At 67.6% G+C, this 13,851-nt stretch carries 16 protein-coding genes, 1 tRNA gene and 1 pseudogene; 10 read left to right on the top strand and 8 right to left on the bottom strand.

Annotated elements, in window-relative coordinates:
* Positions 1-83 precede the first annotated feature (83 nt).
* Together tnpA and H7F53_RS11220 are read right to left on the bottom strand one after the other, a co-directional pair.
* A pseudogene (gene tnpA, locus H7F53_RS18000) lies at positions 84-464 on the bottom strand (IS66-like element accessory protein TnpA); the annotation flags it as partial.
* A gap of 149 nt (positions 465-613) precedes the next feature.
* A complete protein-coding gene (locus H7F53_RS11220) occupies positions 614-799 on the bottom strand; it encodes a hypothetical protein (RefSeq protein ID WP_185679581.1) in 186 nt (61 codons plus the stop codon).
* 1,002 nt (positions 800-1,801) lie between these two features.
* Between H7F53_RS11220 and H7F53_RS11225 the strand changes: the two genes are divergently transcribed.
* The gene (locus tag H7F53_RS11225; RefSeq protein WP_185679582.1) at positions 1,802-1,993 is read left to right on the top strand and encodes a helix-turn-helix domain-containing protein; all 192 of its coding nucleotides are present in this window, start codon (positions 1,802-1,804) and stop codon (positions 1,991-1,993) included.
* A 38-nt stretch (positions 1,994-2,031) separates the two neighbouring features.
* Complete coding sequence (locus H7F53_RS11230) at positions 2,032-2,169, top strand: hypothetical protein (RefSeq protein WP_185679583.1); 138 nt, start codon at positions 2,032-2,034, stop codon at positions 2,167-2,169.
* Positions 2,170-2,662: 493 nt separating this feature from the next.
* Here H7F53_RS11230 and H7F53_RS11235 read toward each other — a convergent pair.
* Positions 2,663-2,736 (bottom strand) — tRNA-Gln (locus H7F53_RS11235).
* Positions 2,737-2,822: 86 nt separating this feature from the next.
* Positions 2,823-3,413 carry a response regulator transcription factor gene (locus tag H7F53_RS11240; RefSeq protein WP_185679584.1) on the bottom strand — a complete coding sequence of 197 codons (591 nt, stop codon included), beginning with the start codon at positions 3,411-3,413 and terminating at the stop codon, positions 2,823-2,825.
* A 259-nt stretch (positions 3,414-3,672) separates the two neighbouring features.
* On the opposite strand from H7F53_RS11240, the gene H7F53_RS11245 reads away from it, so the two are divergent.
* Positions 3,673-4,851 carry a Ppx/GppA phosphatase family protein gene (locus tag H7F53_RS11245; protein ID WP_185679585.1) on the top strand — a complete coding sequence of 393 codons (1,179 nt, stop codon included), beginning with the start codon at positions 3,673-3,675 and terminating at the stop codon, positions 4,849-4,851.
* Positions 4,848-5,519, top strand: coding sequence for an RlmE family RNA methyltransferase (locus tag H7F53_RS11250; protein WP_185679586.1), 672 nt, complete (start codon positions 4,848-4,850; stop codon positions 5,517-5,519). Before H7F53_RS11245 ends, H7F53_RS11250 begins: the two co-directional genes overlap by 4 nt.
* 132 nt (positions 5,520-5,651) lie before the next feature.
* Here the strand turns inward: H7F53_RS11250 and H7F53_RS11255 are convergent, their stop codons facing one another.
* Positions 5,652-6,263, bottom strand: a complete 612-nt coding sequence (locus H7F53_RS11255) for a c-type cytochrome (RefSeq protein WP_185679587.1) — start codon at positions 6,261-6,263, stop codon at positions 5,652-5,654.
* A 220-nt stretch (positions 6,264-6,483) separates the two neighbouring features.
* Here H7F53_RS11255 and H7F53_RS11260 point away from each other — a divergent pair, with 220 nt between their 5' ends.
* Together H7F53_RS11260 and H7F53_RS11265 are read left to right on the top strand one after the other, a co-directional pair.
* Entirely contained in the window at positions 6,484-7,383 is a 900-nt protein-coding gene (locus H7F53_RS11260; protein WP_185679588.1) for a prephenate dehydratase, read from the top strand.
* Complete coding sequence (locus H7F53_RS11265; RefSeq protein WP_343062032.1) at positions 7,376-7,918, top strand: GNAT family N-acetyltransferase; 543 nt, start codon at positions 7,376-7,378, stop codon at positions 7,916-7,918. Before H7F53_RS11260 ends, H7F53_RS11265 begins: the two co-directional genes overlap by 8 nt.
* Before the next feature lie 12 nt (positions 7,919-7,930).
* On the opposite strand, the gene H7F53_RS17925 is transcribed toward H7F53_RS11265, so the two are convergent.
* Entirely contained in the window at positions 7,931-9,904 is a 1,974-nt protein-coding gene (locus H7F53_RS17925; RefSeq protein WP_185679589.1) for an alpha/beta fold hydrolase, read from the bottom strand.
* Positions 9,905-10,162: 258 nt separating this feature from the next.
* On the opposite strand from H7F53_RS17925, the gene ispG reads away from it, so the two are divergent.
* From ispG to H7F53_RS11290, 4 genes are all read left to right on the top strand, one after another.
* Complete coding sequence (ispG, locus tag H7F53_RS11275; protein ID WP_185679590.1) at positions 10,163-11,302, top strand: flavodoxin-dependent (E)-4-hydroxy-3-methylbut-2-enyl-diphosphate synthase; 1,140 nt, start codon at positions 10,163-10,165, stop codon at positions 11,300-11,302.
* A gap of 33 nt (positions 11,303-11,335) precedes the next feature.
* Positions 11,336-11,863 (top strand): retropepsin-like aspartic protease family protein, encoded by a 528-nt coding sequence (locus H7F53_RS11280; protein WP_185679591.1) that lies wholly within the window; start codon positions 11,336-11,338, stop codon positions 11,861-11,863.
* A 48-nt stretch (positions 11,864-11,911) separates the two neighbouring features.
* Complete coding sequence (locus H7F53_RS11285; protein WP_185679592.1) at positions 11,912-12,415, top strand: GNAT family N-acetyltransferase; 504 nt, start codon at positions 11,912-11,914, stop codon at positions 12,413-12,415.
* A 75-nt stretch (positions 12,416-12,490) separates the two neighbouring features.
* Positions 12,491-13,036 (top strand): murein L,D-transpeptidase catalytic domain-containing protein, encoded by a 546-nt coding sequence (locus H7F53_RS11290; RefSeq protein WP_343062033.1) that lies wholly within the window; start codon positions 12,491-12,493, stop codon positions 13,034-13,036.
* Positions 13,037-13,062: 26 nt separating this feature from the next.
* Here the strand turns inward: H7F53_RS11290 and H7F53_RS11295 are convergent, their stop codons facing one another.
* Together H7F53_RS11295 and H7F53_RS11300 are read right to left on the bottom strand one after the other, a co-directional pair.
* Positions 13,063-13,473: a cupin domain-containing protein gene (locus H7F53_RS11295; protein ID WP_185679594.1), complete on the bottom strand. Its 411-nt coding sequence runs from the start codon at positions 13,471-13,473 to the stop codon at positions 13,063-13,065.
* A complete protein-coding gene (locus tag H7F53_RS11300; protein ID WP_185679595.1) occupies positions 13,466-13,849 on the bottom strand; it encodes a VOC family protein in 384 nt (127 codons plus the stop codon). Before H7F53_RS11300 ends, H7F53_RS11295 begins: the two co-directional genes overlap by 8 nt.
* Positions 13,850-13,851 lie beyond the last annotated feature (2 nt).

Genomic DNA, 13,851 nt, shown 5'->3' on the forward strand with positions numbered 1-13,851 from the left:
TCGCCTGACAACGCGCACTATGGCGCGTGGCCGCGAGTCCCCGCTTGCTGGATGACTGCAGGATCTTTGTTAATAGGGAAAAGGACCCGCGCCGTCTGGATCAGCGTATAGAGTACTGCCGCTCGCAGGCCGCCGCGATCTGACTCACAGAACACCCGATTGCCGCGGGCCAGATCGATGACCATCGACGGGGAGCCGCCCCCGGCGCACCGCCCCGCATCCTCCTCGACGACCACGGCCTCGGGAAAGGCAGGCACGGACGGTTCGCTGGGTTCCGCGTCGGCGTGGGCTCGCCGCAGCTTGCTCCGCCAGGTGTAGATCAGCGAGGTCGAGATATCGTGCCGCCGGCAGACCTCCGCCACGCAGGCTCCCGGCGAGAACGCCTCGGTCAGAACCCGTAGCCGTTCCTCCTCGCTCCGCCGCCGGCGCCGTTCCGGCCCCGATAACACCGTGATCTGGCTCACCCACCGCTCCTAAGCGCACGCACAAGAGCACGCTTAACAGCGCTTACTCAGCGGCCGAGCAAGGCGGAGCTCACCGGATAGGTACGCAGCTCCTCTGTCCAGTCCTCCAGCTCGATCATGCCGGCGAGGCAGTTGGCGAAGTCCGGTCCTTAGGGTGATGAGCGCGGCCAAAATTCGGTCAGCAGGAATAACCCCACAATGAGGGCGATGCCCCACCATGAGATCCGCTCCATCGTTTTGTATGTAGGGCTGTTGCGGAACTCTGCACGGCCTTCTTTGGTGCTCGACGCCACCGCAATGGCGATGAAGAGTGCAATGGCGATCAGGATATGCATGCCGACCCCCGTTCCTGACGGCGGTAACGGACCGCGGCAACTGGGCCCAGCTTCTCCTTGCTCGGCACCTCCGCCGACCGCCCTCGGCCGAACAGGCACCGGGTTGATCAGGGAGCAGCGGGCAATGCCCTTTGTCGATTCCGCCGGACGTATCGTCCCCGAGAACGTCGCCCTCAACACCCGAGACGTGTCCGCCCTGGCTATGCGCTCCGGCCCAGTCGCGTGCTGGACGACGGCGGGGCAGCGCACTTCAGCATCATGATGCGAGGCGCACAGCCAGACTTGTCCAGTCATGCCACGGCCGCTGACCGACCTGTAGGCCCAGGAGGTCGCGGTTTGCCAAGCCGGCGTGGCGGAGCTCAACCACTGGCGCCTCGAGGATGAGCTAGGCTAGCCTGAGCAGAGTGCAGGGATCCTGCGCGGGGCCGGCCTGACCCAGCCCGACCGGGCTGCGATCGAGGCGCTGATATCCTCCCTCCCACCCGCGAGTCGATCGACGTTGACGCCTGGGTGTACGAGGGCGTCTCCCGCTTCATAATGGACGCGCTCTACCACGGTGAGACGGTGAGCTGATGCTCGAGCAGCTACCGCAGCGGCACGGAGAGGGAACGTCAGCCGAACAGTCGGCGAACGCTGATTGAGGCGGTTGGTGGCAAAGAGTCTTCTCTACCTCCCCTTGCCATGTCCGTGTTACATGGACGCTTAAATCGGCGAAATAAGCCCCGTGGAGAGCCAAAACGGACCTTGCATGTGTCCGCGGCCCACTGCGACGCCATCAGCGCTGTACGCCCTGTCTCTGGGGAAAGAATCGCATGGTCGCTTGCGGTAAGGCGAATCGAGACCTAAAACGAAAAGACCCGAGGGCGTCGTTACCGCCCCCGGGCCATTCACCGCGATGAGACCGCGGATGATTTTTTGCTGATTAAGCCCCGAAGCTCTCGTTTCTGGGGGGTAGAAAGTCAACCCGGTTTCATCGCTTTTTGCCGAGAAAGGCTGAAGACGATGAACCGTACACCCTCCCCCCCGATCACCCCCGAAATGGCAGCCCACATCCGCTTTCTGGTGAAGGTGCGGAAGCTTTATCAGCACCAGGTCGCGGCCCTCCTCGGGCTCAACCAGGGTCGTGTCTCCGAGGTCATGAGGGACCGGCGCTACCCCAACGTGCCCCCGGCCCAGGGCGCTTTCCCCTTCTGATCATGCAGCAGCCTGCTGCTGAGAGGAGGTGATAAGCCATGGCAGCCAAGCACCATCACCAGCGCGGGCGCGATGCTCGGACCGGTCAGTTTATTCCGGTTCAGGATGCTGAGCGCAGGCCGCGCACCACCGTGGTGGAGACCTACAAGACCGGCAAGCACGGTCCGCGGAACTAACCGCAATATCGCGGTCGCCGAGCGACGCCCGGCGGCCGCACCTACCTGCTGGTCCTGGATCTGGAGCGCAAAATGTCTGGACGAGAACTGATCGATATCGCGCGCCAAGCTACCGATGACCCGAACGTCACCGTCGAGGTGCATACCGCGACCGACGGCTGGATCCCTGTAACGGAGGTCCGGCCATACGGACGCGACGTGTGGGTCATCCGCAATGGAGCTGGCGGCCGGACGCTGTTCGTTGGGTCGTCGGCGGTCACGGCGGTCCGCACTACTCCGCCTCTCTCGCAGGTCCACGTCTTCTGAGGAGCACGATGTGACATGGCGGCCGCTACGCAGCGGCGCCATGTTGCATTCTTGTTGCGTGGAGTCGCCGGAGCGTGCCGGAAAGCCACGGAAAACTCGGGAAAATAAGGGGCAACGAAGGACTGCGAGCAAATGCTCGAATCGTCCTTGCCGACCACTCAACCGTCTGATTTTGTTGAGATTTCCTTGGATGCCCCGCGAGGATTCGAACCTCGATTGACGGAGTCAGAGTCCGTAGTCTTACCTTTAGACGACGGGGCAACGCGGAGCCGGCCCTCTAGTCTGGCGGTCCGGGGTGGTCAAGGGGATTCGCGCGTCTGGGCGGGGCGGTCAGGGCCCCGCCCAGACTAGTAACCGGCCTCGATCGCGACGCGGATCGCATCGGCTGTGGTGCGCACGCCGAGGGCCTTGAGCACGGCGCCGCGGTGCATCTTCACGGTCCGTTCGGACAGGCCCAGCTCCCAGGCGATCTGCTTGTTGAGCTTGCCCGAAGCCATCTGCACCAGCACCGCGCGCTGACGCGCCGACAGGGCCTGGATCTTCTCGTGCGCGACCTGACGGCGGATGTCGTTCTCGCGCGCCTGCTCTCCGGGGATCTCCACCTGCGAACCCAGGAAGTACATCAGTTCGCCGCTGTCGTCGAAGATCGGGGCAACCATCACCGCGTTGCGGAAGCGGCTGCCATCCTTGCGGTAGTTGGTAATCTCGACCATGACCGGCTGCCGGCGGCGGATCCCGGTGCGCAGCGTTTCGGTCAGCCATGGCTCGGTTTCCGGCCCGTGCAGAAAACGGCAGTTGCGGCCAAGGATCTCGGCCGAGGAGTAGCCGGTCAGTTCCTCGAACGCACGATTGCATTCCACGATCGGGTTGTCCGGCAGGCGCGGATTGCTCAAGACAGCGGCGATGGCGCTCTTTTCGAGCATTTCTGGTAAGGGCATCATCGGCACAGGCCACTCCCGATCGCGAGACTCAACGTGTCTCATGGGCCACACCGAGGGCGCACGGCCCTCGATCCCCGAGAGCCATGGGTAATATGCGTCACGAAGGCTGAACAGTCCTTTTGGACAGGTTGATCACAGATCGTGAATTCTCCCGCAGCCTCATTTCGGCGCTGGCCTTGCCGCCAGCGGCCCCGGCCGCTACGATTGAGCAATATTCCCGCGATCGCGCGGGGCCCAGAGATCAGAGTAGTTGACCATGGCGGACCATCTTCCGCCGGTTGCACGTGAGGCTGCCCCCGGCGGTGGCACGGCAGACGGACCACCCCCTTCGCACCCGGCACCGGGTGCGGATCCCGCGCGGCGTACCGGCGCCCGTGGCCCTGGCGGCGGGCCGGGCCAACGGCAGGCCTATGCCGCGATCGATCTCGGTACCAACAACTGCCGTCTGCTGATCGCCCGTCCCGCCGGTGACGGGTTTGTCGTGATCGATGCCTTCAGCCGTGTCGTGAGACTGGGTGAGGGGCTCGCCCAGTCCGGGCGGCTCAGCGATGCGGCGATGGACCGCGCGCTCGCCGCGTTGCAGATTTGCGCCGACAAGCTGCGCCGGCGCAACGTGCATCTGGCCCGCTCGGTGGCGACCGAAGCGTGCCGCCGGGCGAGCAATGGTGCGGACTTCATCGAACGCGTGCGTCGCGAGACCGGCATCGCGCTCAACGTGATCAGCGCGCAGGAGGAGGCGCGGCTGGCGGTGCTGGGTTGCCACATCTTGCTGGAACAGGGTGATGGTCCGGCGATGATCTTCGACATCGGTGGCGGTTCGACCGAGCTGGTGCTGATCGAGAACGGTCCGACCGTGCCGCGCATCCTGGACTGGCAATCGGTGCCTTGGGGGGTGGTCTCGCTCAGCGAGACCTGTGGCCCTGAAAGCGGTGGGGTCAGCGAGCGCGCCGCGCGCTACCGCGAAATGCGCGGTCTGGTCGATGCAGCCTTCGCTCCCTTTGCCGAACGCGTCGCCCCGGCGCGTGCCGACATGGCCGGTTCGGGCGGTCTGCGTCTGCTCGGCACCTCGGGCACGGTGACAACCCTGGCCAGCCTGCATCTTGACCTGCCGGCCTATGATCGCAGCGCAGTCGACGGGGTGATTGTCCCGGCATCGGCCATGCGGTCTATCGCCGCCCGGCTGTCCGGGCTCAGCCTGGCCGAGCGGCGCGAGGTGCCCTGCATCGGGCGCGAACGCGCCGATCTGGTGGTGGCGGGCTGCGCCATTCTCGAATCGATTCTCGACATCTGGCCGGCCGAACGGCTCGGCGTGGCCGACCGCGGCATCCGCGAGGGCATCTTGCGCAGCCTGATGGCCACCGGGCTGTCGCGCCCGGGCGCCGCTGCCCCGGATGCGTCCCCGGCCCCCGCCGCGGCGCGGGCGGACCAGCGATGAGCCGCGGCGGCCGCGATCCCGACACCCGCCTCAAATCAGGCAAGAAGCGCACGGTCAGCTCGGCCCGCTGGCTGCAGCGTCAGCTGAACGACCCCTATGTCAAACAGGCCAAGGCAGACGGCTATCGCAGCCGCGCTGCCTACAAGCTGGCCGAACTTGACGAGCGCTTCGGCCTGCTCAAGGGTGTGCAGCGGGTGGTCGATCTGGGCATCGCGCCTGGCGGGTGGAGCCAGGTCGTCCGCGCCCGCGCCCCGGCTGCGCGGGTGGTGGGGATCGACCTTTTGCCGACCGAGCCGATCCCCGGGGTCACCATCTTCGAGATGGACTTCATGGCTGACGCCGCTCCGGCCGCCCTTCAAGGCGCGCTCGACGGGCCACCCGACCTGGTCCTGTCCGACATGGCCGCCAACACGGTGGGCCATAAGCAGACCGACCACCTGCGCACGATGGGCCTGGTCGAAACCGCGGTGGACTTCGCGATCAGCACCCTGGCGCCCGGCGGCGGTTTCGTCGCCAAGGTCTTCGCCGGGGGCACCGACGGCGAGCTGCTGACGATCCTGAAGCGCAATTTCGCCACGGTGAAGCACGCCAAACCGCCGGCGAGCCGCAAGGATTCGTCGGAGTGGTACGTGATCGCCCAGGGCTTCAAGGGCCGCGCTGCGGGCTGACCGCGCCAGCGCGGCCTGTCCGGTGTGATGCCGGGCCTTGGTCGCGTTCATTGTCCCCAAACACGAAGGGCGGAGCCGCAGCCCCGCCCGTTCGCCGATCCGGCGCGCTGACCGCGCCGGGTCCGGACCGCATTACTGCGCGGGAGCCTCGCTGGCCTCGGCGGCCGGCGCTTCGGCAGCGGCGTCGGCAGCCGCCGGCTCGGCAGCCCCGGGGGCCGGCGGAGTGAGCTTGCCGCCCTGGCTGTTGAGGTAAAGGATCACGTTGGCGCGCTCCTGGGCGTCGGCCAGACCGGCGAAGGTCATCTTGGTGCCCGCGGCGAAGGCCTTGGGGCTCTTCAGCCAGGCATCCAGCGTGGCCCAGTCCCAGTTGCCGCCCTTGGCCTTGAGATCGGCGGAGTAGGCGAAGCCGCCGCGCGCGCCCGCAACCACGTCACCGGCGATACCGTGCAGGTTCGGACCGATCCCGTTGGCGCCACCCGGGGTGATCGTGTGGCACGACTGGCACTTCTTGAAGGTGCCCTCGCCCTTGGCGACGTCGGCCTTGGCCAGGCGCACCTCGATGCTCTCCGCGCCGCCGGCATCGCCGCCTTCGCTGGAGACCACGCCTTCGATCTCGTAGCCCATCTTCTCGGGGCGCTCAGGCTTGTCGGCCAGGAAGTAGTGAGCGGACAGACTGCCCAGTCCGAGGGCGATGATGCCCGAAAACAGTGCCCAGCCGGCGATCGTATTGTTGCGGTCTTCCATCAGTGCCCCGAGGTTGCTCTGGCGTTTGGGTGGCGCTCTAGTGAGCCCTGCGCCGGCGCGCAAGGGCGATTCCGGTCGTTCGCAGCGCGATCCGCCCCTTGGTGCGGGTCCGGGGGTTGAGCCGTGGCCTTCCGGACGGTCGCTCGGGTCGTTTCCTGGGTCCGCCGCGGCATGATTGCCCTTGCCCACAACCCCTGGCCCGGCATAAGCGCCGGGGGCCATGCACAGCTATCCGCAACCCGCCGAAGCCCTCGTCGCGACGATGACCCGCGACGCCCTGGCCGACCCCTCGCGCGCGGTCGCCTTCCAGGGTGCCCCCGGGGCCAATTCGCATCGCGCCGCGCTCGAATTCGCCCCCGATTGCCTGCCCCTGCCGTGCTTCTCGTTCGAGGATGCGCTCGACGCGGTGAAGGAGGGCCGGGCCGACCGGGCGATCATCCCGATCGAGAACTCGCAGCATGGCCGCGTCGCCGACATCCACTTCCTGCTGCCCGAATCCGGGCTGTCGATCGTGGCCGAGCACTTCCTTGCGATCACCCATGACCTGATGGCCTTGCCCGGCGCCAAGGGCCCCTTCGCGGTGGCCTGGTCGCACCCTCAGGCGTTGGGCCAGTCGCGCCACTTCCTGCGTGAGCGGGGCATCGTTCCGATGTCCTACGCCGATACCGCCGGGGCCGCGGCCTTCGTCAAGCAGCAGGGCGATCCCGCGGCGGCGGCGATCGCGCCCCGTCTCGCCGCCTCGCTGTACGGGCTCGACATCGTGGCCGAGGGGGTCGAGGACGCCGCAGACAACACCACCCGGTTCGTCGTGCTCGCCCGTGCCCCGCTGTCGGAGGCGGAGCGGGGCCCCGGCCCGACCATGACCACCATGGTGTTCGAGGTGCGCAATGTGCCCGCGGCGCTCTACAAGGCCCTCGGCGGGCTTGCCACCAACGGGGTCAACATGACCAAGCTGGAGAGCTACCAGAAGGGGGCAAGCTTCTCGGCGACGATGTTCTACGCCGACATCCTCGGCGCCCCGGGCGATCCGTCGGTCGATCTGGCGCTCGAGGAGCTCGCCTTCCATTGCAAGGACTTGCGCCTGCTCGGATGCTATCGGCAGGCCCGGCCGCGTGGCTGAACAGGCCGCGGTCCCCGGCGCGGTCCGGCTGCGCGTACCCCGCGGCGAGGATCTGACCGCCCTGTCGGTGCTGGGCATGGCCGCCTTCGTTCACAAGTTCGGCGGGCTCTACCGGCCAAACGACCTGCTGCCATTCCTGCGCGAGACCTATAGCGAGGCGGCGCTTGCGGCCGAGCTGGCCGATCCCGCCAAGCTCTACCAGGTGGCCGAACAGGACGGCGAACTGATTGGCTGGTGCAAGCTCGGGCTGGTCTGCGGCTTTCCCGAACAGGCCCGCGGCCAACGCGTGATGGAACTCAAGCAGCTCTATCTGGCCCCCAATGCCACCGGTGGCGGACTGGGCAGGCGGCTGATGGACTGGGCCATGGCCGAGTTTTCCGCACGCGGTGCCGACGAGGTGCAGCTCTCGGTCTGGTCGGGCAACCCCGGGGCCCAGCGTTTCTATCAGCGTTACGGCTTCGCCAAGGTGGCCGACATCACCTTTCGCGTCGGCAGTCAGCTCGACGAGGAGTTCCTGTTCGCGCGCCTGTTCTGAAGGAGCCGGCACCTATGGCGCCGGATTGTACTTGGCCAGGAACGCGTCGAGCTTGTCATACCACAGCTGGGCCCCCTGCGTGGTCGTGTAGCCGTGCCCTTCGTCGGGGATCTCGTAGTATTCGTAGGGCTTGCCGGCGGCCTTCAGCGCTTCGGCATAAAGCCGTGACTGCCGGGGCTGGACGATCTGGTCGTCGGTGCCATGGAGCAGCATGACCGGAACCTTGAGCCGGTCGATGTTGAACAGCGGCGATATCGTCCGGAGGTCAAAGGTGGGATCGCCCTGGACCTTCTGGCGCCAGGCTTCGCGCGCCTGCTTGTCGTCGAATGAGTTGAGCTGGTACTTCAGGCTGCGCGGCATATCCGAGATCCCCGCGAAGCTTACCGCGCAGCGGTAGCGCTCGGGGTTACGCGTGGCGCCCCAAAGCGCTGCATAGCCGCCGTAGGAGATCCCGACGATACAGACCCGCGCCGGGTCGATGATCCCGCGCTTGGCCAACCAGTCCATGCCGTCGTCGATGTCGTCCTGCATGGTCCGGCCCCACTGAGCCTCGCCGCGCCGTTCGAACATCGCGCCATAGGAGTCCGATCCGCGATATTGCGGCTGCAGTACTACGTAGCCGCGATTGGCCAGGAACTGCACGTCTGGATCGTAGTCGCCGTGGTCGCGCACCCCGTAAGGGCCGCCGTGGGGGAGGATGACCAGCGGCAGTCCTTTGGCTGCGCGCCCGACCGGCAGTGTCAGGTAGGCCGGGATCGCCATGCCGTCGCGCGCGGGGTAGTGGACGTAGCGGCTGACGGCGAGGTCGGCCGGCTTGAGCGCCGGGTTGCGCGTGGACAGGCGGGTCAGGGTCCCAGAAGCGGCCTGCCAGATATAGGTGCGGCCGGGATCATTCGAGCCGAGCGCTTGCACGACCATGATGGTGTTGTCGCGGTTGCGCGATCCAATCCACACCTCGCGGTCGCCCAGCTTCCCCGAGATCGCCTTGTCGAGCGCTGCCTGCAGTTCGGCCATGCCCGGGTCGAACCATTTCACCCGATCGCGGCTGTCGGTGTACACGGCGCGGAACAGGCTCTTGCCGTCCTCTGTGGTCCAGGCCTGGCCCACGTCGGTGCCGGGCGCGGCGTAGACTAATTCGCCGCGCTGGTGCGTCGCGAAGTTGTAACGGTAGACGGCAAGGTGCCCCCCCTCCGCGGCGGTATCATAGACGAAGCCCTCGTCCGCTCCGGCGGCAATGGTGAAGCTCTTGTCGCGGGCGAACTTGGCCGCCTGGTCGTCCTTGTCGGTGCCGCGTGCGACCACCTGGAAGCGGCCAGCGCCATCCTTGCGATAGACCATCTGCCAATTGTGCGCGTCGATCCAGCCATAGCCGTAGCGGACCACGCCAGAGGTGTCGGCGTACCAGTTCCAGATGCCGGTCATCGATGAGACCACGGTTTTCGCCCGATTGGCCACGAGATCGACGCTAAATACCGCCGGGTAATCATAAATCGTCGGCTGGAAGGCGACCAGGGCGGTCTTGCCCTCCGGATCGGTCCAGAGCAGGTCATCACCCCGCAGGCCCATCGCGAAACCCTTGCCGATCACCTGCAGCTTGTGCGTGGTCAGGTCGGCGATCACCAGGCGGGTCGAGCGCGCCTCATCGCCATCCCATGGCACGATCTGCCCGACGCTCACCAGCAGGCGGTCCTCGCCCGCCCAGGTGTAGTAGTTGAGGTCCATCTTGTCGGGGATCTGGAACGTCCACGGCTCCTCGGAACCGTCCAGCCGCCGGATGCGCACGAATTGCCTGCCCTCGAAGGTCACGCGTGCGACCAGGCGCAATCCGCTCGGGGACAGCTTGATGTCCCGGAAGTCGGCCGGGGCCGCGAAGACGCTGGCGGGGATCCGTGCCGGGACCGGGCTGGCCGCGTTCTGGGCAAGTAGTGCGTCGGTCAGTTCGATCGTCTGCGGCGGCACCTGCAAGGCCGCCGCGGGCGTTCCCACCGGTGGTCCGCTGGCGGCTGCCCCTGGCGCCTGGGCCGGCGCCTGCGACGCCAACAGGCCGCTGGCCATGACCATTGCGGCGATGCCGCACCACCCCGTTCGCCTGCCCATGCCAACCCCTGCCAAGTGCTGACCCTGAGCCATGCTATCGCCCGCGCCGACGAAGGCAAGCCGGTCCGCGGGGGCTGCGCCGTCGATCTGCGTCTGTCCCGATGACCGCGATTGCTCGAACCGGCGGGGCGTTCTATATCGGCCGCCATGTCCTCGATCAGACCCTGGCGCACCGTGGTGCGCCGCCAGAGCCGCCAGATCATGGTCGGATCCGTTCCGGTGGGCGGCGACGCGCCGATCACCGTGCAGACGATGACCAACACCCTCACGTCGGACGCGCGCGCCACGATCGACCAGATCCGCCGCTGCGAGGACGCCGGGGCCGACATCATCCGCGTGTCCTGTCCGGACGAGGCCAGCACTGCGGCCATGCGCGAGATCACCCGCGCCGCCAAGGTGCCGATCGTCGCCGACATCCATTTCCACTACAAGCGCGCGCTTGAGGCTGCCGATGCTGGCGCCGCCTGCCTGCGGATCAACCCGGGCAACATCGGCAGCAGCGACCGCGTCGCCGAGGTGGTCCGCGCGGCCAAGGCCAACGGCTGCGCGATCCGCATCGGCGTGAACGCCGGCAGCCTCGAGAAGGATCTGCTCGAAAAGTACGGCGAGCCCTGCCCGGAGGCCCTCGTCGAAAGCGCGCTCGATCATATCAAGCTGCTGCAGGACCATGACTTCCACGAATACAAGGTGGCGGTGAAGGCCAGCGACGTGTTCCTTGCCGTGGCCGCCTACCAGGGCCTGTCAGAGGCGGTCGACTGTCCGCTCCACCTTGGCATCACCGAGGCCGGCGGGCTGATCGGCGGCACGGTCAAGTCCGCCATCGGGATCGGTAGCCTGCTCTGGGCCGGAATCGGCGACACCATTCGTGTGTCGCTCTCGGCCGAGCCCGAGGAGGAGGTCCGCGTCGGCTTCGAGATCCTCAAGGCGCTCGGCCTGCGCACCCGCGGGGTGCGGGTGATCTCGTGTCCGTCCTGCGCGCGCCAGGGGTTCGACGTGATCCGCACGGTCGAGGCGCTGGAGAAGCGCCTGTCGCACATCAAGACCCCGCTCTCGCTCTCGGTGCTCGGCTGCGTGGTCAATGGTCCGGGCGAGGCGCGCGAGACCGACATCGGTCTCACCGGTGGCGGCAATGGCAAGCACATGGTCTATCTGTCGGGCGTGACCGACCATACCGTGGAAAGCGAGGCCATGCTCGACCACATCGTCAGTCTGGTCGAGGCCAAGGCCGCCGAGATCGAGGGTGAGGCCAGCGATGCCGGCAATGCGGACACGGTCGCCGCGGAATAAACCGGTAAGGTCTCGCCGCTAGACTGCGGCGCGATGAAGCAGCTCGGCGTCATTCTGGTGGGCTTCGCCACGATCGCCTTGGCCTTTGGCGGGAGCCGTTCGCCGGACGGCCCCCCGGCCGCGCCAGGGGCAGCGCCCGTCCCCGCCATCACTCCCAGCGCTCCGGCTGCCCGCCGGGCAAGTTTCGCGGGGGAAAGCCTGGTGATCCCGCGCGATGCCTCGGGGCAGTTCCATGTCGATCTGGTCGTCAACGGCGCGCCGGCCCGGTTCCTGGTCGATACCGGGGCCGATGTTGTCGCCCTGACCGAGGCCGATGCCGAGCGCGCCGGGCTGGTGGTCGATCCGGCGAGCTATCGTCCGATCCTGCGGACCGCCTCGGGTGAGGGCTATGGCGCGCCGGCGCGGCTCGACCGGTTGGCCATCGGTCAGGTCGAGCTGCGGGACGTCACCGCCGTCGTGGTCAAGGATCTTGGCACCAGCCTGCTGGGCCAATCCGCGCTGGCCCGGCTCGGCCGGGTCGAGTTGAGCGGCGATCGGCTGGTGCTCGAGCCGCGCAGCTGATCCGGTGGCGGTTGCCAAGTCGCCGGGCTTGCCGCTACCGCGCGCAGGATGAGCACTCCCGCCACGCCGTCGATCCGTCGCGCCACTCCTGACGACCTGCCGCTGATCGCCGCCCTGATCCGCGAACTCGCCGCCTATGAGAAGCTGGCTCACGAGGTCCGTTTCGACATAGCGGAGTTGGGCGAACAGCTGTTCGGCCCGCGCCCGATGGCCGAGGTGCTGATCGGCGAGTGCGCCGGCCAGGCTCAGGGTTTCGCCCTGTTCTTCCACAATTTCTCCACTTTCGAGGGGCGTCCCGGGATCTATCTGGAGGACCTGTTTGTCCGTCCCGCGGCGCGTGGGGCTGGGCTGGGCACCGCCCTGCTGGCCGCCCTGGCTGCCTTGGCGCTGGAGCGTGGCTGTGCCCGCTTCGAGTGGTCGGTGCTTGACTGGAACACCCCCTCGATCGGGTTCTATCGGGCGCTCGGCGCGCGGGCGATGGACGATTGGACGGTCATGCGCGTCGATGGGGCGGCGCTGGCAGCGCTGGCGAAGCGGGCGCAACCGGGTTAGGCAGGCCCGATGGATCGGAGACAGCTGCTAAGCGGAGGACTGGCTGCAGGCGCATTGGCGGCCTGGCCGACGCGCGTGCCCGCGCAGCCCTGGTCGATCAGCGAGCAGCACCGCAAGGTCCTTGCCGTTGCCGCCGACCAACTCGAGCGGAACCGTGCGCGGTTGTGGCGGAGCGATGTGGTCGGGATCGCCGATTTCGCGCTGCCGTCGTCTTTGCCGCGCCTGCACTTCGCCGATCTTGAACGGGGCGAGGTGCGCTCGTTCCTGGTCGCCCATGGCAAGGGCTCGGATCCCGAGCACGACGGCTTCCTCAAGACCTTCTCGAACGTGCCCAACAGCCTTGCCACCAGCCGCGGGGCCTACGTCACCTATGAATGGTACAAGGGCAAGTACGGCACTTCGATCCGGCTCGGCGGGGTCGAAGCCGACAATTCGAACGCGCTCGACCGCGCGATCGTGCTGCACCCTGCATGGTATGCCAATCCTGCCATGCTCGAGCGATGGGGCAAGCTCGGGCGCAGCGACGGCTGCTTCGCGATGGGGGAGGCCGACTTCAACGAGGCGCTCTGGCACCTGTCGGGCGGGCGCCTGCTCTATGCGGACAAGCTCGGCCTGGGCTGAGCGTGCGGCGCCGGCACGCCCGGGCCTCAGCGCGGCCGGTGCTGGGTGCCCACCCCTGCGGTGATGAACAGGACCGTGGCCGTGCCGCCGACATCAGCCGTGTGCCACACCCCGGGCGCGTTGACCGCATACTCGCCGGCGCCGAGGGTGACCACCGCCGCGGTGCCGTCCGGCGTCTCCTGGTGCAGCGTGATCTCCCCGGCGAGACAGACCACCAGCTCGTCGCCGGCCGGGTGCATCTCCCATGAATCCCAGCTCTCCGCGAAGGTGTAGAGCGAGACCAGCCGGCCCTCCACCCCATCGGCCGCAGCCCGGGCGACATAGTCGGCGTACCAGGCCATGCCGGTGAACGCGGGCTGCGGGAGCACCCTTGCCCCCAGCCCCAGGTGCACCGGGTGGGTGAACAGCGAGGGGCGCGCGCTGGCCTGCTCAGCCATCGGCCGGGACGCCCATCACGAAGGCGTTGAGCTTGTTGCCGTCGGGGTCGCGGAAATAGGCGGCATAGAACCCGCCGCCGCGCAGACCCGGCGCGCCTTCGCAGGTTCCGCCATGGGCCAGGGCAATGGCATGCAGGCGCCGGACCTGTTCGGGGTCCTTCGCCTCCAGCGCCACCATGACACCGTTGCCAACGGTTGCGGGCTGCCCGTCATAGGGGCTCATCAGGCCGATTCCGGCCCCGCCGCCCGGGGTGCCCCAGGCGATCGCCTTCTCCCACTCCATCATCCGGCCGGTGCCGAGTTCGGCGGCGATGGCGTCGTAGAACGCCGCTCCGCGCGCCAGGTCGTTGGTGCCGAGCGTGACATAGCCGATCATCC

Source organism: Novosphingobium piscinae (assembly GCF_014230355.1).
GTDB lineage: Bacteria > Pseudomonadota > Alphaproteobacteria > Sphingomonadales > Sphingomonadaceae > Novosphingobium > Novosphingobium piscinae.